We start from the raw sequence: 23,367 nt of genomic DNA on the forward strand, positions 1-23,367 counted from the left end.
AACTTAAGACTATGAAAGCATTCATTGATCAGCAACGCGTATTTTTCAATTCCAATCAAACGAAGGACCTGAATTTCAGAACGGAGCAGTTACAAAAGCTTAAGAGTCTGTTATTGTCGAACCAAAATCGCTTGAACGAAGCCATTTACGCTGATTTCGGCAAATCCCCTTTCGAGACTTTCACCAATGAATTCGGGCTTGTTTTCCTGGATATTGATGAAGCCTGCCGCAAATTGAAAAAGTGGGCGAAACGAAAACGCGTTCGGACAAACTGGGTGAACTTCCCGGCGAAAAGTTACATCATTCCGGAACCATTGGGAGTTTCACTGATCATTGGCGCCTGGAATTACCCTTATCAATTGTCATTAGCTCCAGCCATTGCGGCCATAGCTGCCGGAAATACCGTTATCCTGAAACCCAGCGAACTTCCTTCCAATACCAGCAGGATCTTAGCAGAGTTAATCAACAACTCGTTTGATCCGGGATTTTTCCGGGTTGTAGAAGGCGGAGTTGATGAAACAAGCGCATTACTCGAACAACGCTTCGACAAGATTTTCTTTACCGGAAGCACCAATGTAGGGAGAATTGTATACCAAGCAGCCGCTAAACACCTCACTCCCGTTACATTGGAACTCGGAGGAAAAAGCCCTGCCATTTTTACCGAAGGAGCCAATCTGAAAATGGGTGTCAAGCGGCTCATTTGGGCTAAATTCCTCAATTCGGGCCAAACATGCATTGCTCCGGATTATGTAATGCTCCCAAAAAGCATGAAAGATGCATTTTTAAAACTGGCAAAAGCAGAAATCGAACAAGCAGGCTACTCCGTGGAGAATGGAAACTACATCCGAATCATCAACGACCGGAATGTAGAGCGCCTAAAGAAACTGATCGATAAAGAGAAAATCTATTTCGGTGGAGAAATCCGGGAAGAAGAACGGATTATCCAGCCGACTTTAATGCACCGCGTCACCTTCGACGATGCGGTCATGCAGGAAGAAATTTTCGGCCCAATTCTACCGGTAATCACTTATGAGTCTTTGGAAGAGGCCATTTCAGAGGTCAAAAAGCGTGAAAAACCGCTTTCCTGCTACGTCTTCACTAATGACAATTCCATAAAAAACAAATTACTGAACGAACTTTCATTCGGAGGCGGAGCAGTCAACGAAGCTATCATGCATATTTCCAACAGCCGTTTACCATTTGGCGGTGTGGGGCAAAGCGGAATGGGATCCTATCATGGTGAAGCAGGATTCAAAACATTTTCTCATTACAAAAGCGTATTGGAAAAAGCAACCTGGTTTGAAACAAAGCTCAAATATCCACCCTATTCCGAAGGAAAACTGAAATGGATCAAGCGCTTGATGGGATTGTAGAGAAATTCAAAACCAGCATGTTTTGAATCTGTAAATGATATAAGAGAATCCTTTCATACCTGCACTAATTCTTGTTCGGAATTTTCGTAAATTGATTGATCAATACGAAAGTCATGAGTACAAAGAAATCAAGCAAAAAAGACGGAAAAGATCAGGAACAATTTCCAGGGTATCCGGCTTATCCGGCAAGTGAGGATATTTATCGAACCGATAAAGAAGAAAAGGACCTTGACCCTGAAAACCCTGTCAGGAAGAAGTCTTTCAATGAATCTTCCATTGACAAAAACCTGGACGTCCCCGGCTCAGAACTGGATGATGAACAGGAAGATACCGGTAATGAAGATGAAGAAAATAATTATTACAGTCTGGGCGGTGAAAATCACACTGATTTAGAAGAAGACAACCAATAAGTTCAACATTCTGAATGCTGAACTTATTGGACTAATTGTTGTTTTTTTGAGTAAGATTTTTTCAAATACCCAATTTTTTTTGAATCTTATCAGAATGCTTCCAGGTTACTCCTTTCATGTCTTGTCTGTTTGAAGAAAGACGGAGAAAGCCCGGTGATTTTCTTGAATTGATTGGACAAATGCGCTACACTGCTATAATTTAACTTGTAAGAAATCTCTGTGAGATTCATTTCATCGTACATCAAAAGCTCTTTTACGCGCTCAATCTTGTTCATGATAATGAATTGCTGAATCGTAATTCCTTTTACTTTAGAAAACACATTTGAAAGGTATGTGTAGTCGTAGTTGAGTTTTTCACTGATGTAATCAGAATAATTGACTTTTGGGGCTTCATCCGAGTAATGGATCATTTCGATAACAACCCCTTTTATTTGTTCTATCAGGATACTAGTCCGGTCTTCCAACAGTTCCAGTCCGCATTTGGACAAATTTATCCGTATTTTTTCACGAAGTTCATCAGACACATGATCTTTCACCTCCACAACTCCCAATTCTACTTTACTCGGGCGCAAACCCAGATTTGCAAGTTCCTCCTTCACAATCATCTTACAACGAAGACTTACCATGTATTTAATAAATAACTTCATCCCACTTTAATTTTTAAATTAAAAACTAACTCTGTTCACTTAGTTATTCAGGTATCAGAAAAATATTGGTAATCCCTTAGAAATTTTAATATGCTATAAATTCAGTAATAATGTTGTGCGTGTGTTATGGATCTAAGATACAACGAAAAAAACGTGCAGCAAAATAACATTGTTATGTTTTATAATTATTTCACATTTCCATTCTACCGTTTAAACCCAAAAAAAACCATTCAACAACACATATTGCCAAATGGTTTTGTATTAAACTTCACATATATCATTAATCCCTTCTTCCCGGAATCAGCTGCAAAACTATTGCTATCAGTGCAATTACCAAAATTAAGTGAAATAAACCTCCGGTATGGTAACCAAAGTACCCGATGGCCCAACCGATAACTACTATAATTGCTATGGTGCTCAATATTGCTCTCATGATCATTTGTATTAATTGGTGAATAATTTTTCCCGTCCGCCGGAGCGGGCCGGAAATTTGTCTGTTAGTTTTGAAATCTATAAGGTCGTTGAAATAAAAAAGGAGTCCGCTGTATGCTTAGGCCGGAGCTGCAGCATTTCTACAGCGGATTCCTTTTCTAAAAACCAATTTTAACCTATCAACATGGTATTCTTCAATGACCGTGCAAAGGCTTGCTATTATTACTGTCTGCCGTTGCAGACTCTTATTTGTATTACTTGACATTGTCCTTTCCAAGATCTCTAAAAGCTTGTCCGAGTTCATCCATATCATTATTGAACTCTCTTTTAAATTCCTGCCAGTTTTCTCTTCTCGTATTTTTCATTTCCTGCATACGAGCTTCCATTTCATTATTGCGCTTTTTCAGTGCTTCAATTCGTTCATTTCTTCTTTGAATGACATCCGAACGAGCATTGATTTTTTCTGCTCTCAGGCGCTCGATTTCAAGTCTGTTATTATCGATATCTTCCTGAACGGAACGCCGGTATTCGGCAACCTCTTCCTCATATTCTCTTTGTGCCTGGTCCAAATCTTCTTTTGCATCCTGTACCCCATCCGCAGCTCTGTCAACTCTCTTTGACCCGGTATCTGTACAACTCGCAAGAATGACTACCAAAAGTGATAATCCCAGGCGGATTATTATTCTTTTCATGACTATCCAGATTAACAGTGAATTTGTTTTCACCTGTAACAAATATGCGAGTTGAAATCTTTTAAAACATTACATGATTCGACTCATTAATTGCATATTTTACAGAAGCCTTAAGGATTGTTAAAGATACTTTTGACTTCTCTCTATGCCTTTATTTCAAAAAAGCCTTGTGTTTGAATACTTAAGAAACGGGGCTCAGCCACAAAAAAGCGCCGGTCAAATTGACCGGCGCCCTTCTCTAGATAGAACCTAACAGTTACTATTAATCAACTAATAGTAGCTTTTAGCTTTTTTACACATCTAAAAACAATTATTACAGCGTGAATCGATCAGTTTCATCCTCGTTAAACTGGCCTTGATCAGACTGGTTCTTATTGGATGGATTCTGCTGATTGTGATTCGGATTATTAAACTCGTTCAGGATATTTGTGACTTCATCACGCGACTTGTTGAGTCTTGTACCGATTTGGTTCATCAATTGATCTTCCTGCCCGGGTTTAAAATCCAGATCGGAATCTGTAAGCTGACTATACTTATCCTTTAATCGGGATGATTGCTGTCCCCAATTGCCCGTAATTTGGAACGGTGCAGTGTTTTGTCCTGTACCTGAATTTTGGCCGGATCCCTGGTTTGCATGCATGTTGGTACCTGTACCTGTGTTGGAATCCTGTTCATTCCCTCTTTCATTCCACTGATTGCCTCCCGAATTACCCTGGTTTTGATTTCCCTGACCTTGTTTAGTCTGCGAATCCTCACGTTGAGCACTCGGGTTACCCTGGTTTTGGTTAAAACCCGTATTCGGATTTGAACCTGTAGACTGACTTTGACCAGATCCCTGATTTTGGTTCTGATTCTGCTCGCGATCACGATTTTGATTCGTATCGGAACCTGTGTTTCTCTCTTGCTCTGACATAACTTTAATATTTAATGTACTACCTTCTTCTCTCTTACAAAGGTCATTCAATATCAAAGCATTACCATTACAAAAAATTCCCTGATTATTACATAAATCTCACCCGAATCAGCGGACAAACTGGCTTTTCACATATTCCATGTAATCTGCCTGGGAAGGAAGGTCGGGAATATCACACTTCTGCAGATAAGGATAAATTTCCACTACCATGTTCTGCATAATCTCAAAATCATTGGCTGCTTTCGCCTGCTGGAAAGTTGTCATGAAATAATCGTTGATCTTACCCAGATACGCATCCTGGTTTTTCACGTTTTCTTCGTTGTTCAGGAATTCTTTGCTCAAAGGAGATTTATAATCATGAACGGCACTATTAAACACCTGTAATTCAACCGGATCTTTTAAATCCAGGTTTGGGTATTTCTGGTAATACTCTGCCGCATATTTGGTCAAAGAATCATGCTCATTATCTGACAAAACTTTCACAAAAGCCTTCAGATCTTCGCGTTTCTTTTTAGACTTCTGGTATGTCTTGTTTGCCAGGAAAACCGGATTTCCTTCCGGATTCAGAACTTCTTTTCCTTTTGCAAGTAGTTGTTTTGCCTGTTGACCGCCAACCACTTTTGCCACCAGCTCTCCGTTTGCATTGAAATACAACAATGTAGGATAAGCACTGATACCATATTTATGCATCACTTCAGGACCATCGTTCTTTTCTCCGTCTAATTTCAAAGAAATAAAGTTGGAATTGTAGAAAGCTGTCACTTCAGGATCAACGAAAGCAGTTGCCGCCATCTGTTTACAAGGTCCGCACCACACCGCGAAAACATCTACGAATAAAGGTTTTTTAGCCTCTTTTGCTTTTTTCAATGCTTCATCCAGGGTTCCGTGTTCGAAAGTAATCTGGCTAAAAGAATGTGCGCTTATTAACGCTATTATGGCAAGAAATGTCAGTCTCATTATATCCTATTTTTTGTTGAAGTTACGAAAAGACAAATATCAAGCCAAACAAATCGGGAAGAGAAAATTGGAATGTCAACGAGAGAGCCAGGACCATTTGAGTCAAGAGTCAGGATTTTTCCGGAATTTGAACTTTTTTGAATCTTTGCGCCTATGCTGAAGCTTTAGCGCAAGCATTTGAACTTTTTCAACTATCCCAACAAATGAACTTCCAGTTCTACCAGGCGCGGTAAAAGCACATCGTCTTCCAAAACAGCATGTATTGCCAGGTCTTTTTCAAAATGCTCCAACTGGGTCATAAATATACGGAAAGCCAAAGGAGTCTTCAGACCTGCTATATTTTCCGTGATCTTATTTCGTACTTCATTCAGGTCTTCTTCCAGGTTGGAATGGTTCTCAAAGAACTGCTTCAAGGTAAAATTCCCGAAACGCTCCCGGTCAATTGGTGTTCCTGATTTCCTGAATTCCAATAACGATTCAATATAAGGGAACAGGAAAACTTCTTCGTATTGAATGTGAGCAACCAATTTCTTTTGGTAAGAAATAAAGAAACCGCACAACATCAGCAATACATTGTCTGAATCGGCCTGTTTACTGTATAGATTGTAAATAGACTGTTCAATTTCCGGAAGTTTGGTATTCAGGTAATTTCCGTGTGATTTTTTTAGTGCCTGAAGCATGTCCGAAATTTCTACCTGATGGATCAGTTCTTTCGGAAATTCGGTAACACCCTCCCTGGCAAGATCTACCAAACGGTTCAAAGCATCTTCGGAAGCATCAAAAACTGGCATGTTATTCAGTCGTTCTTCCAATAAACGGTCTGTCAAACTTGCACCCAATTTCGTTTTTTGCTCTTCCTTCATTTCAGTTATGAATTGTAAAAATCAACTTAAACAAATGTACGAATACGAACCTGCTTCATCAATACCTTAAAAGTGGTAAAGCTGTTTGAATGGTATTTATTTTTCAGGGAGTTATTAGATATGGAATGGCTGAAATTATCCCATCTAAAGTCAATCTCATTTCCCCGGCTGAGAATTTTCATTAATTTAACGTCTGAATTATCGATTGATGAGCTTTTTAAAACATTTACTCTTCACCGCTTGTATCCTTTTTTCTACTGTTTGCAACGCACAAAACCGGAATAAATCAGTTCGTGAGCTCAATCATGTAATCGAATTAATGAATGCCTTCAGTCAGTGTCACCAGGATTGGTATTTCGATGCACTTCAACTACAGAAAGCACTTCACATGAGCGCTCAAAGGGTAAATGAGAATTATTTCTACTGCAGCAAAACACAACACAGCGGACTTTTAAGCTATACAGATATTGAGCAGGACTTTCGCTTTAAAGAGATTACCCCCAACAAGGAGAACCAGATTCCGGCTTACCAGGCAGATTACATTCCATGGCTGAAAGCACGTGAAACAGTTTTAAACATACAGGCAAAACCCAAAAGCGAATACACTTCATTTGGTGCAATACTTGATAAATACCTGGCTTCAACAGATAGCTTATACAGTATTCATGAAGAACTGATCAACTATGTTTCGGAGAAAAAATACCGGTCTGACACTCAATTCCAAACAGCTAAAAAGATTTTAAGAGCGCATGAACGTTTCTTCAAAGAATGCTATTCCCGGTTGAAAGAATTGGACAATGCTTTGGTAGCATACTGCAATTTCCATTATCCACCATTCCAAACTCATAAAGAATTGCAACAAGGACTCCAGGAGTTGAACCTGACGATGAATACATTAACAAACTGGGAAAAAGAATTGTATGCCGAAAATCTTTCCAATAATGCGAAATACGATGCCAAAATCAGGCAGTTGAATGCAACAGGTTTGAAAAACGATTCACTTTACCTTTACAAAACGCGCGGATATGGTGTTTTGCGCAGTGGATTCTGGCTTCATACACGCTACCGTACTTTTTATACATCCATGCAGAGCAGGCTTTATTGGTTTGCCACTTCCAAATACGCAACGGAACCTTACGTCAAGAAATCTCAGCAGGCTTACAATGAGTTTGTTCGAAGTTACAACGCAGTTGTAGAAGATTACAACGATTACATTGCAATTGCCGACGGACTAACGTTTCGCAAAACCTCTGACTGCTGTCTCTCCCCTTCCGAGATCGATACGAACCAAAACGTGCTTCTAATGGCTCCGAGATTGATTTATAAATTCGAATATTCGGAAGAAATACCCCCATCCATTCCGAAGGATTCTGCTTCAGTAACTGCCAATCTCAGTAATGAAGAATTGCTGATACAAAAAGCAGCTCCGCATCATTTGGTTTATTTGCTGGACGCTTCCTCTTCCATGAACGAATCCGGGAAATTGGCGCATTTGAAGGAGCATGCAACAAACCTGGTCAGGATACAACGTGAAGTGGACCGCATTTCAGTTGTTACCTTTTCCGGGAAATCAGATATCCTGCTGCAATCTGTTCCCTGCAACCAGAAAAAGCATATCCACGAAAAAATCGAACGCATACACGCTTTCGGTCAAACAAACATTCAACGCGGATTTGAAACAGTGAAAACACTCCTGGCTTCCGACAAACTGGAAAAAGGTGTAAATGCGGTATTGCTGCTGACGGATGGTGAATTTGTCTTAAACAGCGAAACCCAGGCTATTTTAAATGAATTCAAAGCCGGCAATATTCCTGTTTACTTTATTTACCTGGGAAAACCTTTGAACAAAAAGGAAACAAAAGCTTTCCGGAAGACTTACACTGATATGGGAGTGATTTTATACGACACGAACAAGATTGATCTGAAAGAAGCTTTGTTGAAGATTGCTACAGAATGACTTAAATTATGCAGTAAACTAGTAGGGTTGAAAAATTTTTCGCCTCTACTATCCTTAAAAACGGTAGCCAATACCTGTAGAAGCAATCCAGCTGAATTTAGCGTTTGGCCTATGTTTTGAAGTATATTCCACTTGCTCCGAATCGATATTATAAAGGACAGATTCGGTATGGGAAAAAGAAGTTCCTGCGCCACAACTTACAAAAGCAGTGAGTTGTTTCCAGATTCGTACATCAACCCCAAAACCTCCGTAAACACTTAGGTAATGCGTTTTTCTATCCCATTCTCCGCGGAAATTGTAATCGATTTGCGGACCGTATGCAAGCATCTCTCCGCTGATGTAATCATAGTTATAAGCAATATGTGAATACCCGTACTCTGCTCCTGCCTGTGCAAAAAGACGTGTTCTCTTCGCTTCAGACATGAAATAATAACGGAATGATGCATCGATAATCAGCTGCTTATTGCGCACATAGAAGGTTGATTTTTCACGAAACATTCTCTTATAGTCAAATCGTGGGCCTGCAGAAAGCATCCACCTGCGAGAATTCAAAGTCAGAGCAGGACTAATCCCATGGGCTTCGCTACTTGAAAAAACAGAAGAGATTTGAATTCCGGGTCTTAAACGATCAGTGGTTTCCTGTCCGTATGAAAGGGTACTAAAAAGAGCAATTAAAAAGGCGAAACGGTTCATAATGATTAATTTAATGCATTACAACGCGCCGGCGCACTATTTATTTTAGGCAGTATTTTGAAATTCACACATCCTGGTAGCCTTAAAAGCCAGACTGCGGCGTCAAGCGTTTTTCATCTTGATAATTCCCCTTTTTAGAACTGCACTGACGCTTGTTCTGTATCAAAAGTTATCACTTTTTCTTATCCTTAAAAATAGCATCACTCAATCCGCCATTGACTTTGTAATCGCTCAAAGTAATCGTAATCGTTCCTTTTGTACGCTTTTTCTCCTTAGCCTTTTTTGGATCCGTGGAAGTTTTATTAATATCTGCAGCAACGCTTTTAGGCATTTTGAATTTCTTCACATCGATTTCGAACTTCAATTCACTGGGCAGGCCGTATCTCAATTGCGATCCGTACTTAAAATCGGTTTTTACCGTTCCATTTGTTTGCGTTGTAACCTGCGAACGCATGATCACCGAGTTTTTTTGATCGACCCAAATCTTCGCCAATACGATTTCTCCGGAGGCTGCATTCGGAATGATATTAATAAGGCGTGTATCCGTACCATTGATTTTCAGTGAATCACCGAACACAGCCGAGTATTTGGATTTATCGGACAAAAATGTATTCAATTCCGTAAAACCCTGCTTCGGCAAAATGGTAATTCCTTTCGATTCGATTTTCACTTTATCCTTCTGCTTGAAATAGATCTTGGCATTGGAAGGCATGATCTTGATCATCGGAATGTCTGCATCTATGTGCGCATTGACCGTATAATCTTTGACGGAAGTGATCTTCGCATTGATCTTATCAATGACTTTTTCCGGTTCTTGTGCAAATCCCCCCCCGAAGGCTGCAAACAGGAAACCAAACAAGAGGAAGTATTGCTTTCGATGATTTTGGACTTTTTTCATTACGATGTGATGTCTTTTCTGTTAAACTTAAATAAGGTAATTCCGACAAGCAGTACAATATGTGTGAGTAAAATGACGATAGAATTGATAATGTCATCAAAAGGTACGGGATCTTCGAAGAAACTTCGCCAGGAAGCCATGTGTGTCGTAAACAGATACGGTTTGATAGTATCGAAAACAGTAACATCCAAACTCCCGATAATGGTAAAAATGATGATAATTGCCATGGTTGCAACGATCGGGCCTATGGAATTCTCTGCAAAGGCCGATAAACAGATCGAAAGTGTTGCAACTGTGAGCAAGGACAAATAAGCCACACAAAATGCCAGTCCGAAACGCCATAAAATATCAGCTTCGGGTAAAATGACCAGTCCGTCGCTGTTTAACACCATTAAATCCCCGGATCCGAATACCAGGTGAGAAACCAGCAGGGACAATATTCCCAGCCAAAGTGTAATAACCAGCGTATAAATGGCCCCGGCGATGAATTTGGAAAGGACAATCTGAGTCCGTGAAATGGGTTTGCTGGCCAGCATGCGGATTGTTCCCATTGCTGCTTCCCCGGAAATGAGATCTCCCGTTACCAAAGCGATCAATAATGGAATGTGGACCACCAGCATCTGCAAAATGATAAAGGCAATGAGGTTTCCGTTTACCAATTTCCCGTTGAACGAAAGTGTTTGTTCGAAACTGGCCGTCACGAAAGAAACCATGGATTCTCCATCCGCCTTCATGGCAAAGATGATTAAACCGATCAAGACCGTTAAAGCTCCTAATCCCAGATAACTCCGGGGTTTTGATACGATCTTAATGAACTCGTTGTACGTATTTTTGAAAAGCATCAGGATTGAATGGTTTTAATGAAATAATCTTCCAGTTTGCGTTTTGGCTCCACGGCATGAATGGTAAACCCGGCTAATACCAGTTCTTTTGTCAGATCCGGAATGCGTTTTTTTGAAATCAATACTTCCAGCTCCTTTGCAGAAGTGCGGGTTATTTCGGCAGGATTAAACCTGGATCGGACCAATTCGAGAGCCGAATCTACCGAATCGATCTCAATGCGTACCATGGTCTCTTCACTGTTCAATAATTCGTCCACTGAACCTTCCACGATGGATCTTCCCTGGTTGATAATGACCATGCGGTTGGCGATCAATTCAATCTCTGACAATTGGTGTGAAGAGAGCAAAATGGTTTTGTTCTGTTCGTTCTTCAGCCGCAGGATCAGGTTCCGGATTTCAATAATTCCCTGTGGGTCCAATCCGGTCGTCGGTTCATCCAAAATAATCAGCTCCGGTTTGTGCAGCAAAGTTTGGGCTATGCCCAGACGCTGTTTCATACCATGGGAAAATCCTTTTACCTTGTGTTTCGCGCGATCTCCAAGCCCAACAAAATCGAGCATTTCATGAATTTCCTTCTTTGAAACATCGGCCCCGGAAATACGTGCAAAGATTTCCAGGTTCTTTTGTGCCGAGAGGTATTTGTAGAAATCCGGCTTTTCAATAATACTTCCAATGTTTGCCAGGATCTCCGAACGATTTCTTTGCAGGGACTTATCGAATAGTTCGATGCTTCCGTTGTCCGGACTAATGAGTGACAATAAACAGCGGATGGTGGTACTTTTGCCGGCTCCGTTTGGTCCTAAAAAGCCAAAGACATCTCCTTTATGAACCGTAAAGGAAACATTTTTGACTGCTTCGAAGGACCCGAATTTCTTGGACAAATTCCGGACTTTGATAATGGTTTGCTGTTCCATAAATCGATACAGATTAGTTGTCAAAAAGACACTTAAAATTACGCATTATCCGAATTCGTTAAACCTGATTTTTTTAAAAATCGGTGAATGGTATCTGTATAGCGGTACACTGTTCTTTCTCCGATTATCTTAACAAATCCGACGCCATCTTTGCGATCAAGGGGAAACCCTGAGCTGGCTTTTAAACGAAAAACCAGGAATCAGTAACTTGCTGAAAATCAAATGGACCATTTGAAAATCACCATTCAAAACCCTCTGAAAGCCACTATTTCAAAGCACTTTTCAGGCACAGGGGTTACCCCTGATTTAATTACTCGGAGAAATTCCGGTCTACAAAAGGCCTAGTTTCGTCAAAAATCTAAACATGAAAAAAAATTACTTCAGCGGCTTGCTTCTCGGCTTGCTAACCACTTTCACCGGACACTCCCAAACCTTTTCAGGTTACGGGAGCACACCGAGTAATGACGATTACAACCCCATCAATTATTCCAATGACACGATGTATTATACCTTCAATACATTACCCGCAGGAGCTTACCAAGACGCGGTCATGACTATTGATGGTTCAGCATATTTTGATGGTGGTTCATATAACGTATTTGGCCCCGGATTGGTACTTCTTGGTACTTTCAGCTATAATTCCGGCACCTGTGCTCCTTTCTCGGCGCAGCTTACAATCCCTTTTTCAACTATTAATTCTTACGGCGGAAGTGCTGTCATCAAGCTGGTAAAGCAAGGAAATGTATATCCGTATTGTTCATCCAGCAGAGCACGCGTCGAGCTGGAATACAACTATTGTTTAACCGGTGTTCCTTCTCAACAAGCAAGTTTCTCATTAACAGATAGTCTTTTTTGTCATTCCGAAGGCCCGTTCAATTTGGTTGGATCTCCAACCGGTGGTACTTTCAGTGGTATGGGAATTACGAACAATACACTTGATCTGAGTACATTACCTGGTGGTTTCGGAATTTATAACATCACATATACGCTTACCGAAGCTAACGGATGCTATACACAAGACAACGCCCAATTCACTGTGCTTGAAAATCCGGCGGACGAATCGAAAGTAGTATGTGAAAACGCATGGACAGTACTCGATAACGGAAACAACGTAAAGGTGTATGCCACAGATGTCAACTTATTGAACATACTTGGAACCGGAAACATTATGATGCTACCTCCCATCACATCCAACCCAACAGAGCTGTATACTGCAACCGTTTCGGTTCCTTACCAATATGAACTGACGGCTATAGACACCAGCAATTTTCAAACCATTGATCACGAGCAAATTAACGGAGATGACCGCGGCGGAATAGCGGTAACTTCAAACTACGTATACATTGTCGGAGATAATGCTACAGCCCGATTCGACCTGAACCTACAAAACGGGATTGATCTGCCTAAACGTGACGGAATCTTTACGAATCTGGCATCTTTGAAATTGTATACACTTTACAATACAACAGCGCCATTTACTCCAAACTCTGACAATACGGATGAATTTACCATGAATGCTTTACGCTCACTCAATGAAGACTTAAGCTATGGAACAGAGATAATCATGCTTTCTCAACCTATTACATTAGGAACTAATGATCAGGGAGTTATGCTTGCTGGCTACAATGAATTGATTGTTGGAACTGCATACGGAAATTATGATTTTTACCACATTTCTATTTTGAACGGATTGGTTACGCCAATGGGCCAACACACCCTGAACGTATATGGTTCTGAGAACTGGGCTTCCTGGGGAATGTCGGGATTTGACGGAACAGACCGTCATGCTTATTTCCGGGATGAGGATGATTCAATTGTAGATTACAACTTTACAACAGATACCTACACAAGCATTCTTTCCATCACCGATTTTTCAGATATGGCCAGTTTTATTGTTCACCCGTCGAACAATCGTTTTTATGCGCATTATGAAGGTAGTACATCTACTTTCGGAGGTGATGAGGAAACATTACTTTACTTCGAAGCAACAGACATGGAAATGCAATTAACTGCTACTTCCGCAAACTTTGGCTGCCCGAGTAAACTGACGCTTACATTCAATACACTTGACCTGGGGGCTGATACAACTGTTTGTTCGGAAGACGGTTTATACATTATCCCAGGAGGAAACGGTTATACTTCTTATACCTGGAATGGTGTGAACAACAACTTCAATTCTTACCCGGTACAAAACACAGGTGAAGTAGTATTAGCTGTAACAGATGACTACAATTGTACACTTACGGACAGCATTTTGGTAACGGTTGTTGACTGTACGGCCGGAATTTCAGAATTAGGAGAATCCTCCATGGAAATCTATCCTGTACCGAATAACGGATCGTTCCAGGTTAATTTTGCCGCTTTAACAGAAGAATCTCAATTGGTGATTATCGATGCACAAGGAAAACAAATTACCGAAAAAACAGTTGCTAAAGGTGAAACAACTGTGGGAATGGACATCCAGGTACAGCCAGGAATTTATTTTGTTCGATTGATTTCTGAAAACGTTGTTACGCAGCGCGCGATCAGCATTCAATAATATAAAAACGCATTAAAAAAGCCGGTTTGAACATTCAAGCCGGCTTTTTTGCTCTTACTTCAAGGTTGGTATATTACCTCATGATATAAATAGTTTCGCGTTTCGACCCACATCGGAAATAATAGGTTCCGACAGGCCACGATTCTGTTTCGATCAATTGAGTTCCACTAATTGTTCCCGAATACATTTCTTCTCCCTGCGCATTCACTAATTCAAACGGAAGTGCTTTTGCCGTTCCACCGATTATTTCAAGTGTCAGGTAATTCGAATTGAAGGTATTGTGGATATTCATTGTCAGGGAAGCCGACTGATCATTCGATCCGGAAATCTCTCCGGAAAAAGATTGATCAAAAGCAGTTTCCTGGACGAAAAGACACATCGGAACCGGCTCATATTTCTGAGCAAAAGCAAACATGCTGCTAACTACAACTACTGCTAAACTGAATGATATAAAACGTGCCATACTCTTTAATTTTAATGAACCGTTCCAGCCTGGTGATTGCATATAGACAACAACTATACCAAGCAAAAAAAGTTACATTCCAACCAATGGCAACGAATGCTAAATCGATTTAAAAACAAAGCTATCAGAAGTCAAAACCGCTTAAAACCCCTTGTTTTTAAAAGCTTTTTCCTTCTTTACATTTTCTTATTTCGGAAAGACGAGTGCATACCCGGTATTTGAAGATCATATGAAAAGATGTTCAAATTGAAAACAAGTTTTTTCAATTTGAAAATAAATGCATCACGGATCTTACTCCAAACCGTTCTTCAATGCCCATTTCAAAAGGACGTTCTTTTCCTTGGGCAATCCCAGTTTTTCAATGATATTGGAACGATGCCCTTCAATGGTTTTTTCTGACAGGAAAAGCATTTCGGCAATCTGCCTGCTTGTTTTTTGCTGAGCGATCAATTCAATGATCTTTCGTTCCGAGAAAGTGAGCTTATCCAATTCACTGGTTCCTGTTTCACGTACACTTACCAGGTCATTCAGAAGAGAATTGCTCACATATTGGTTTCCCTTTGCGACTTCAGTCAAACAGTTTTTCAACTCCACCTGTGCATGCTCTTTCAGGATATAACCGTATACTCCGTATTCTTTGGATTTGTTGTAAATAGTCATCTCATTGTGCATTGTCAGGAGAATAACTTTGGTCTTCAATCTTAATTCCTGTATTTTTTTGGCCACGTCCAGGCCGTCAAGCGCGGGCATGTTAATATCCAAAATAGCAATATCCGGTATGCGGAGCTGGATCATATTCAGGGCCGAAACACCGTTAGCACAAGTCGCAATAACCTGGTATCCGTATGATTCCACAAAACTCTGAGTTCCCTGAAGGGTAAACGGATGATCGTCTGCAATGATGATTGTCATGTTGTTTTCTTTAAGTCAATAGTGATGATGGTCCCGTTCTTGTCGGAGTGTATTTTCGCATGACCTCCGATGGCCTTACTGCGTTGAATGATATTGTGAAGTCCGAAAGCATCTTTTTTAGAAAGTGTTTCAGACACATTAAATCCTTTTCCATTGTCTTTGATCTGTATCATCAAATCTTCCTGGCTTTCGCGAATGATGATCTTTGCAGCAACCGCCTCGGCATATTTGATAATATTGGAAAGTGCTTCCTGGATAATCCGGTAAACCTGCAATTCATCCGATACGGATAAAGATCCGCAGTAAACGATATCGGAAGTTACCATCAACTGATTGATCGATTGCGCGCGGTCGAGCATTTGGTTAATACTTGCTGATAAACCCACTTTTTCGAACATCACCGGATGCAGGTTCCGGCTTATACTTCTTATGTCCCGGATAATTGAATCTATCTTTTCACCGGAATTGGGCGTATTCCCTACAATTGAATGCTTCAGGTTCAGTAGTTCGTGGCTCACGCTATCATGTAGATCACTGGCAATGCGCCTTCTCTCCTCTTCTGTTTTATCCAGTAATTTTTTGGTGTAAATCTTTGCACGCTTATTCTCCTTTTTGATTTTATTTTGTTTCTGGCGCGAAAAAACAATGAACACGACCAATAGCAGAACCATCAGGAGAGAAAACAGCAAAGCAATGGTTATCTTCCCGTTATAAATCGTTTCTTTTTGAAGTGCTATCTGCTTCTCTTTGCGTTTGGTTTCATACAATTTGTCCAGCTCCATGGTCTTCGCAATGATTGTATGATCACTGATCTTATTCTCGGCATGTTTTAGTTTTTCAGAATAAAAATAGGCCTGCTTATAATTCTTTTCCAGGACAGCATTACTCTTCAATACTTCAGCAAAAGCAACCTGGTTCTGATAATCTTCCTGTTCTTCTGCGGCTTTCAATGCTTCTTCAATGAGCGGAATATCAGTTATTCCCTTGCCAGATCCGATCTCATACTCCGCTAATGCTATCAGGTATTCGATATCGGCGGTGGCTGACTTCAATTTTTCAACCATCAATTTCATGTCATCCAGCAGCTTTTCAGCTTCCGATATCCGGCCTTCACGCAACAAGATCTGAATATAGAATGAAGACAGGGAAAGCTCCAGCGATTCATCTATAAGTTTGCTTTTCTTAAAAAGAAGATAAGTGGATTTGATTAGTTCGTATTCTTTCGGATGTCCCATTTCCTGGTAAAGAATGATCTTATTGTACAAAGAAGTGAACATATTTACGGTGTCATTTACTTCTTTAAAAGACACCATTGCTTTATCAAAATAAGCTTCAGCATCTTTGTAATTCCGTGTGTAAAGACTTACGAGTGCCAGGTTGTCATAAATACCTCCTTTTCCGGTAATATTATTTGTTTTTTCAAACCATTGCAGTGCCTTTAAATCATTTTGCATGGCTTTTTCATGCTGCCCCATTGCAAAATAGCAAAACGCCAAATCTCCGTAACCGTGAGCAACTTCGACACTGGTATTGTAATCAAAAGGCTTATTCTTTACCACACTGAGGAAATATGGGATCGCATCCCGGTATTCATTTTGGTTGACATGGTAATTTCCAAGGTAAGATTCCACAAAAAGTGTTTGGTCCCACGGGAGTTTTGCTTCAAAATACTTTTTGAAGGTTTTAACTTCTTTCAGTGTACTTTCCTTAAAAAAAGAAAAATACATTTCTACTTCTGTCAATGCTCCTAGTGCACAAGCAGCTTTGTCATACCGTTTAAGTTTTATCTGCTTTTTGTAATAGGTATTGAAAACAGGGTAATAATCGGGATTGTGAAAATGCTTCCGCCCGGTCAGCCAAAAACAGGTATCGTCCAGTTTTTGGGTTGCCTCTTCTTTATAAATAACAGTACTATCGGGTCCATTGCATGCACTTAGTACAAGCAGTAACAGTGAAGCGGCACCCAAAAGTTTTGTTACTTTTTTAATCATCCGGATAAATTTCACGTTAAAAATACCAGTTTGAAAGATATCCGCGATTGCCCTACACAAAATAGAGGGTTTCCCCTTAGTCCCTAACCCATGGAAATAACTGACATTTGTGCCGTCATCTTTTTATAAAAAATGGTGATCCGGAAAGTTCTTACTCGAAATAACCAATAGCTACTCTACTTATAGCGTAAGAGAAAAATCCTCCGTCAGCTGAATGAACGGAGGATTTTGTTTTACACCTTCATTCCAATATGATTTTCATGAAGATGCAACTTTTACGCAAGTGTAAGTGGTAGGACGTTTGTAGTTATTTTAATTTTTAATAATCTCTTAAAAAAAGCAGAGGCCGCTACTGCCTCTGCTCCCATGTGAAAGCTAACATTTAGGCGCTATTATAGTTTGTGTTTCAGTGAATAGCGGTGGTAATCTTTTTTACATCGCTGCTCTCTCGGAATTAATTTCCTGCTGTAATACAGTCATTGCCCCTTTTAACTGATGGATATAAGTTCTGCTTGGGAACTGATCGATAATCTCTTCCGGGAAATCAGAAGGAATGTCCATCCCGTTCGCATAATGCAGGTACAATACATAATAGTTTTTCAAATATTCGTTCTGAATAGCAAGGTATGTATTGATGGTATTCATCTTATTGGCTATGTCTGTCATCAGCAGTTGTTTATAAGACCTGTCAGGAAACCTATTCATATGCTTCTGAGGAAAATCGAACGGCAAGATTTCTCCGCGGGAAAAATGCCAGTACAGTTCCAGGTAAGCCTCCAGGTCTTTAATATCATCCAAAACCAGTTTAGCATCCGGAAGTGGTGAAAGTCTTATATCTGTAAGTAATAATTCCATTTTTCTTCATTTTAGTCTGCAACCCCATTGTTATTGCGTTTTGACTATAACAAGTATAGGATTCTTACCGATTTGATTTCGTTGGAATGTCATGAAATCCGGAATCGATGTCATGAAAAACCTAAAATGAAGCATGGAATTTTTTCAATTATCAATGATGAATGATTTAATTATCAAAACCGATTTGATCCATTGATAATTAATCATTGATAATTACTTGATGATCTTAAACTGGTTCAGCACTTCTTTGTAGTGATCGCTGATAGGGATATGCTGTTTATTGCTCATTACCAACAAGCTGTCAGAAGGCTGGATCTCTTCGATCTCATGCGCATTGACGATGTGATTGCGGTGTACACGGTAAAACTTAGACGGATCCAGCAGATTCGTTACTTTGGTCAGTGAAATCTGGATCACAAATTTCTCAGTTCCTACGAAAATGGAGCAATAACGCTCTTCCACTTCGATATTGATAATGTCGGAAACAGCGACTTTTTTCAGTGCGTCCTTTTTCTTGATGAACAAAAATTCGGAGCTGATCACCGTATCCTCTTCATCACTCTGGAAGATATCGGGTTGTCCGTAAAACTTCTCAATGGCCATTTCCAGCGCATAAAGTACTTCCAGCGGATTGAAAGGTTTTAGCAGGAAACTGTATGGTTTGGTAAGCCGCGCACGTTCAAAAATACTTCGGTCGGTTGAACTGGTGAGAAAAACAAATGGCCTGGAAGATTCGGGAACATTGTTGAGCGTTTCGGCAAATGTGATTCCTTCGGGAATACCGTTCAGGAAAATATCAATCACCACGATGTCTACTTTATTAGCGTAGAACAGCTGCAGGGCTTCCTGGTGGGAGCGCGCCACTCCTACTACTTCAAATTGACTTTCAGTCAATGTATCTATCAATTTATCGCTTTCTGCTACCGTATCTTCAACAATCAGGACCTTAATTTTTTCCATCAGCACATTTCTTTAAGGTAACGATCATAACCGTCCCCTCATTTTGTCTACTCCAAATATCTAATTTCCCAGCGTTTTTTGCTAGCATTGCGCGACATAAATTCATTCCCAAACCTGAACCGATGGTTTTTTCGTGGTCTTTTTTGGTCAATTGAGGCGAATCACTGAGCAATTTCAGGCGTGTTTCTTCTGACATTCCTTTCCCGGTATCTTTCCATTGGAAACAGACTTCGTCCTCATTCTCGCTCTGTACACTCACACTGATCATTGCTCCGGATTCAGAGAATTTGATGCTGTTATCCATAAAATTACGCAGCACGATCTTCAGCGATTCCGCATCTACAAATACTTTGACCGATTTTGGAATCGTATTTTCGAAAGTGATCCCTTTTTGGTTCAAAACTCCTTTGAAGTTAAAAGCTACGTGATCGACCAGCATGCTTAACCGGTGTTCTTCCTGTTTGAAATAACCGCCATTTGTTTGTAAAAGCGCCCAATTCAACAAGTTATCGAGCATGTTGTAGGTGTTGGTTGCAATCACACTGTTTTCTTCCAGCTGATTTTCCAAACTGGCATATTCCTGCTTTTGAACTTTGTCTTTCAGTTTGGAGTTACTGACACTGAGTGCATGTACCGATGACCTCAAATCATGGCTCACAATGGAGAATAACTGGTCCTTCGTTGCATTTAAAAGATCGAGTTCCTGCTTTTGGCGAAGGATCACCCTGGAACGCAGGACACTTTGGCGGTAGAAATAAGTTCCAAAAATGATTACAAGAAGTAAAAACAAAGCCGCAAATAAATAAGTATTCAGGCGTGCCTGCTTCAGTTTATTTTCTGTTTGCAGTAATTTCACCCGTTGCTGCTCATGGGTCAGAGCCAGTTTTTTCTCGATCTGCGCAACTTCGTAAATTTTGTTTTGGTCATTGAGGGAATCCCTCCAATCTTCATATTCTTTCCGGTAAAACAAAGCCTTATCGTAACGCTTTCTGTTTTCTTCTACCACCGCCATGTTCAAGGAGGTCTTTTGTTTCGATTCGAATGAACCGTATTTTTGGGAAAGATAATATGCTTTTTCAAAGTAAACAATGGCCTTTTCGTCCTGGTATTGCTCATAATAAACAGCAGCCAATTCCATGTACGAAACCATCAATGCAGAATCATTCTTAGCTTCCAGAATTTTCTGAATAGCCATCAATAAGTATTTTTCGGCTTTTTCAAAATCTCCCAGATGAAAATAACAGGTTCCAATATTATGGAATAATGCGTCAATCGGGATAGTTCGAATACCTTTTTGATCCGTTGTATCAATGCTCTTGAACAAGTTTAACGCGTGGTTATACTTTTCCCAGGAGAGAAAAATTCCGGCCTTGTTGAATCGAACCATTGTATAGAACTCAAATTCACTTCCAACCAGGTTGAATTCACGCATAGCATATTTCAAAATATTTTTTTTGTGGAATGCCTCTGCCCTGTAATAATGTATGAAGTTGAGTAATTTCTGGTTTTCGGTACGTTGCAATAATTTTTGCGTATTTACTAAAACTGAATCCCAGTTTTCCTCTTGTACAAAAGCAATTGTTTTAGAGAACTCTTTTAAATTGGTCCTCTCACCTGCCAATAACAGTGCCTTTTGATCCAGGAACTGATTACTTTTATTCCGCTTGGCAGAAACATTTGCTGAAACTAAAAAAAGTGTCCCGAAAAGAGACACTTTTACCAGGTTTATCACTGTATTCGAAAAGAACATGGGCTTCTAAACTTCGGTGGTCCTTACTTGAGAACTAATACCTCTTGAAGACTTAGGCCCGCACGAATTCACCATCATGGTTTTAACCGTTAAAATACCTCCCATAGCGATCGGGCTTCCTGCCGCATCGAAGGGGCTTGCTTTAAATCCGCCTGTATATGTTTTAAGATTCCCCGGAGATTCGCAATAGTATGTCAGGTAAAAATACAATTTGCTCGAATCCGAAGCATTGTAGTATTGAGTAACAGTCACCTGGTTGGGATTCACATTTCCGGGAAGCTTGAAGGTTACCAGTACATTTAATTCCTGCGAGGAAGTTGAATAAGCTGCATCCACAGCTACGGCATCATCAAGTGTCGCGGGTACTACGGGCAACATCGGTGCTGCTACCGGTTGGACAATGTAAGTCTGAATGGTTGTTTCCATAAAACGCTTTTTTTAGTTAGACAAAAGTTTGTTGTTATCAAATATGCCCTTTTTTAGGCAAAGAAGAAAGTTATTTGCCTGAAAATAACGGAATATTTTTCCTCACTTCACATTCAAAGGCTCAATCTAACATCCCTTAAAAATAGTTGATTTTTTTGTTTAAAAGCCATTGAAAAATCGATTCATCTAAATTTTAGTAAACAAATCCGTTTTTAATGTCTCTATACAAAATCATTGACCTGTAAATTCATGCTGTTCACTCAATTTTCGGTCTGATTGAGCATCTTTTCTGCCACAACGGATAAAAGACTTTTAATTTTGTACTCAGGAAGGAACTTATAGCGTTCGCTTCGGCGAAATTCCTCCGGATTACAACTTATACTAGCAAACTCTTGCTTTGTTAAGAAAAGCCATGGTCTCCCATCAGATTGTGGCTTTTTCTTTTTTAAGGCGCAACATGTTCAAATGTTCAAAACAATTAATCTTTTAATTTTCTAAAGCTGCAAAACACAAAATTCTGCTTTGTATCAAAAGGAGTCGGATGATCAACCGTCAGGCATTCTATTTTTTCAAAGGCCTCACCCGTGACCTCATCCAAAGTGCTTTCGGAATATTGTTTGATCTCAATTCCGCTGCATTTTAAGGGACCGCTTTCCGAAAATGTTCCCAGAACAAGAGTACCTTCTTTTCGGATATACCGTTCCATTTGGGAAATGTATCGTTTGATATCATTGTCGTTCGTTACAAAATGAAATACCGCTCGATCGTGCCACAGATCATAGGTTCCATCCAATTCCATTTCCAGGACATCGGCTGCGATCCATTTCACCGAATCGGCACGCGCCCCCAGTCTTTTCCGTGCACGCTCCAGTGCATGTTCCGAAATATCGACTACGGTCAGGTCGGTATATCCCATGTCCAGCAGGTGATCGGTCAAAAAACTATCGCCGCCGCCCACATCCAAGATCTTAGCATCTTTCGGTAAATGGGCTTTTTCAATAAAATACAAAGACGTTTCCGGTTTCGGTTGATACCAGCTCACTTCATGCAGCTGCTTATTTGAATAAACATTTTCCCAATGCTCTTTTTTATTTAAATCTGACATTTTCCTTGGTTTTTAAGCGCATCTAAAATTACGGATTCATTTTTCAGGATGACAAGAAGGAACGAAATTTTTAGATCTTGTTCCAAAAACGATCTTTGATAAATAGAACATTTCGATTTATGAAAATGCGGGGAAAGTTTTTAGTGGTATTGACTCTAACTATGGCTGGATGTAAATCTGAATATAAAAAAGAGGCAAAACAAATACCTGATTTAATAGGTTATGAATCATAAATGTTCATTGTTCACTCGGACTCATTAATAATAGATCGACAGGCAAATCCAACCAGAATGAGGTTTACAAAAGGTGATACAATCACTGCCGAATTTAAATTTTGTAATCAAGTTCCGAGTAAAGATTGTTATGTAACGATTAAGTAATGTTGATAATTCGGTTAGCGTTCCAAAAAATCATTTTTGATCAATTAGTCTATTTAACCACAAAAAAAATCATCCAACTTCTCCCCTTAGATTCAGCGTGTTAGAAAGGAAGGTGAACTTTTTTGCGTTTTTTTTGCTTAAAACCCTTGCATAAACACAAAAGATATCTATCTTTGCACCCGCAATCACGAATGAGTGATGAAGAAAAAATAAGAAGATTCCGTAGCTCAGCTGGTAGAGCAATACACTTTTAATGTATGGGTCCTGGGTTCGAATCCCAGCGGGATCACAAAAAGAAAAAGCGAATTACGAAAGTAGTTCGCTTTTTCTTTTTGCCCTCAATACTCACTCTCACACTCGCTCTGTTTTTCAGAGCTTTTTCTTTCAGTAGTGAG

At 39.9% G+C, this 23,367-nt stretch carries 22 protein-coding genes and 1 tRNA gene; 5 read left to right on the forward strand and 18 right to left on the reverse strand.

Annotation, left to right across the window (positions count from 1 at the left end; all coding sequences use genetic code 11):
• Nucleotides 1-11 precede the first annotated feature (11 nt).
• Nucleotides 12-1,373: an aldehyde dehydrogenase gene (locus tag QZT69_RS01220; RefSeq protein ID WP_294669755.1), complete on the forward strand. Its 1,362-nt coding sequence runs from the start codon at nt 12-14 to the stop codon at nt 1,371-1,373.
• A gap of 113 nt (nt 1,374-1,486) precedes the next feature.
• Complete coding sequence (locus QZT69_RS01225; protein ID WP_294669757.1) at nt 1,487-1,783, forward strand: hypothetical protein; 297 nt, start codon at nt 1,487-1,489, stop codon at nt 1,781-1,783.
• Nucleotides 1,784-1,872: 89 nt separating this feature from the next.
• Here QZT69_RS01225 and QZT69_RS01230 read toward each other — a convergent pair whose 3' ends face one another.
• The 6 genes from QZT69_RS01230 to QZT69_RS01255 all read right to left on the reverse strand — a co-directional run bounded on the left by QZT69_RS01230 (nt 1,873) and on the right by QZT69_RS01255 (nt 6,287).
• Complete coding sequence (locus QZT69_RS01230) at nt 1,873-2,430, reverse strand: AraC family transcriptional regulator (RefSeq protein ID WP_294669759.1); 558 nt, start codon at nt 2,428-2,430, stop codon at nt 1,873-1,875.
• A 280-nt stretch (nt 2,431-2,710) separates the two neighbouring features.
• The gene (locus QZT69_RS01235; RefSeq protein WP_294669761.1) at nt 2,711-2,863 is read right to left on the reverse strand and encodes a lmo0937 family membrane protein; all 153 of its coding nucleotides are present in this window, start codon (nt 2,861-2,863) and stop codon (nt 2,711-2,713) included.
• A 253-nt stretch (nt 2,864-3,116) separates the two neighbouring features.
• Nucleotides 3,117-3,554, reverse strand: a complete 438-nt coding sequence (locus QZT69_RS01240; RefSeq protein WP_294669762.1) for a peptidase M23 — start codon at nt 3,552-3,554, stop codon at nt 3,117-3,119.
• A 313-nt stretch (nt 3,555-3,867) separates the two neighbouring features.
• A complete protein-coding gene (locus QZT69_RS01245; protein ID WP_294669764.1) occupies nt 3,868-4,467 on the reverse strand; it encodes a hypothetical protein in 600 nt (199 codons plus the stop codon).
• Between the two features lie 108 nt (nt 4,468-4,575).
• On the reverse strand, nt 4,576-5,424 hold the full coding sequence (locus QZT69_RS01250; protein WP_294669766.1) for a thioredoxin fold domain-containing protein: 849 nt from the start codon (nt 5,422-5,424) through the stop codon (nt 4,576-4,578).
• Between the two features lie 191 nt (nt 5,425-5,615).
• Nucleotides 5,616-6,287 (reverse strand): hemerythrin domain-containing protein, encoded by a 672-nt coding sequence (locus QZT69_RS01255; protein ID WP_294669767.1) that lies wholly within the window; start codon nt 6,285-6,287, stop codon nt 5,616-5,618.
• Nucleotides 6,288-6,495: 208 nt separating this feature from the next.
• Between QZT69_RS01255 and QZT69_RS01260 the strand changes: the two genes are divergently transcribed.
• On the forward strand, nt 6,496-8,244 hold the full coding sequence (locus QZT69_RS01260) for a VWA domain-containing protein (protein WP_294669768.1): 1,749 nt from the start codon (nt 6,496-6,498) through the stop codon (nt 8,242-8,244).
• Between the two features lie 54 nt (nt 8,245-8,298).
• Here QZT69_RS01260 and QZT69_RS01265 read toward each other — a convergent pair whose 3' ends face one another.
• The 4 genes from QZT69_RS01265 to QZT69_RS01280 all read right to left on the reverse strand — a co-directional run bounded on the left by QZT69_RS01265 (nt 8,299) and on the right by QZT69_RS01280 (nt 11,591).
• Nucleotides 8,299-8,937, reverse strand: a complete 639-nt coding sequence (locus tag QZT69_RS01265) for a hypothetical protein (protein ID WP_294669769.1) — start codon at nt 8,935-8,937, stop codon at nt 8,299-8,301.
• Nucleotides 8,938-9,109: 172 nt separating this feature from the next.
• Nucleotides 9,110-9,835, reverse strand: coding sequence for a hypothetical protein (locus QZT69_RS01270; protein WP_294669770.1), 726 nt, complete (start codon nt 9,833-9,835; stop codon nt 9,110-9,112).
• Complete coding sequence (locus QZT69_RS01275; RefSeq protein ID WP_294669771.1) at nt 9,835-10,677, reverse strand: ABC transporter permease subunit; 843 nt, start codon at nt 10,675-10,677, stop codon at nt 9,835-9,837. Before QZT69_RS01275 ends, QZT69_RS01270 begins: the two co-directional genes overlap by 1 nt.
• Complete coding sequence (locus tag QZT69_RS01280) at nt 10,677-11,591, reverse strand: ABC transporter ATP-binding protein (RefSeq protein WP_294669772.1); 915 nt, start codon at nt 11,589-11,591, stop codon at nt 10,677-10,679. The genes QZT69_RS01275 and QZT69_RS01280 overlap by 1 nt, the downstream gene beginning before the upstream one ends.
• A gap of 364 nt (nt 11,592-11,955) precedes the next feature.
• Here QZT69_RS01280 and QZT69_RS01285 point away from each other — a divergent pair, with 364 nt between their 5' ends.
• The gene (locus tag QZT69_RS01285) at nt 11,956-14,130 is read left to right on the forward strand and encodes a T9SS type A sorting domain-containing protein (RefSeq protein WP_294669773.1); all 2,175 of its coding nucleotides are present in this window, start codon (nt 11,956-11,958) and stop codon (nt 14,128-14,130) included.
• 73 nt (nt 14,131-14,203) lie between these two features.
• On the opposite strand, the gene QZT69_RS01290 is transcribed toward QZT69_RS01285, so the two are convergent.
• The 8 genes from QZT69_RS01290 to QZT69_RS01325 all read right to left on the reverse strand — a co-directional run bounded on the left by QZT69_RS01290 (nt 14,204) and on the right by QZT69_RS01325 (nt 22,592).
• Entirely contained in the window at nt 14,204-14,593 is a 390-nt protein-coding gene (locus QZT69_RS01290) for a hypothetical protein (protein ID WP_294669774.1), read from the reverse strand.
• A gap of 291 nt (nt 14,594-14,884) precedes the next feature.
• The gene (locus tag QZT69_RS01295; RefSeq protein ID WP_294669775.1) at nt 14,885-15,505 is read right to left on the reverse strand and encodes a response regulator transcription factor; all 621 of its coding nucleotides are present in this window, start codon (nt 15,503-15,505) and stop codon (nt 14,885-14,887) included.
• Nucleotides 15,502-17,496, reverse strand: a complete 1,995-nt coding sequence (locus QZT69_RS01300) for a tetratricopeptide repeat-containing sensor histidine kinase (RefSeq protein ID WP_294669776.1) — start codon at nt 17,494-17,496, stop codon at nt 15,502-15,504. The genes QZT69_RS01295 and QZT69_RS01300 overlap by 4 nt, the downstream gene beginning before the upstream one ends.
• Before the next feature lie 432 nt (nt 17,497-17,928).
• A complete protein-coding gene (locus QZT69_RS01305) occupies nt 17,929-18,351 on the reverse strand; it encodes a hypothetical protein (RefSeq protein ID WP_294669777.1) in 423 nt (140 codons plus the stop codon).
• A 213-nt stretch (nt 18,352-18,564) separates the two neighbouring features.
• Nucleotides 18,565-19,311, reverse strand: coding sequence for a LytTR family DNA-binding domain-containing protein (locus QZT69_RS01310; protein WP_294669778.1), 747 nt, complete (start codon nt 19,309-19,311; stop codon nt 18,565-18,567).
• Entirely contained in the window at nt 19,298-21,061 is a 1,764-nt protein-coding gene (locus QZT69_RS01315) for a tetratricopeptide repeat-containing sensor histidine kinase (protein WP_294669779.1), read from the reverse strand. Before QZT69_RS01315 ends, QZT69_RS01310 begins: the two co-directional genes overlap by 14 nt.
• Before the next feature lie 6 nt (nt 21,062-21,067).
• Nucleotides 21,068-21,487: a hypothetical protein gene (locus QZT69_RS01320; protein ID WP_294669780.1), complete on the reverse strand. Its 420-nt coding sequence runs from the start codon at nt 21,485-21,487 to the stop codon at nt 21,068-21,070.
• Nucleotides 21,488-21,965: 478 nt separating this feature from the next.
• Entirely contained in the window at nt 21,966-22,592 is a 627-nt protein-coding gene (locus QZT69_RS01325) for a class I SAM-dependent methyltransferase (RefSeq protein WP_294669782.1), read from the reverse strand.
• A 596-nt stretch (nt 22,593-23,188) separates the two neighbouring features.
• Between QZT69_RS01325 and QZT69_RS01330 the strand changes: the two genes are divergently transcribed.
• Nucleotides 23,189-23,261: transfer RNA gene (locus QZT69_RS01330), tRNA-Lys, on the forward strand.
• The last annotated feature ends 106 nt before the right edge of the window (nt 23,262-23,367 follow it).

Origin of the sequence: uncultured Fluviicola sp. (assembly GCF_902168135.1) — a bacterium.
Lineage (GTDB): Bacteria > Bacteroidota > Bacteroidia > Flavobacteriales_D > Crocinitomicaceae > Fluviicola.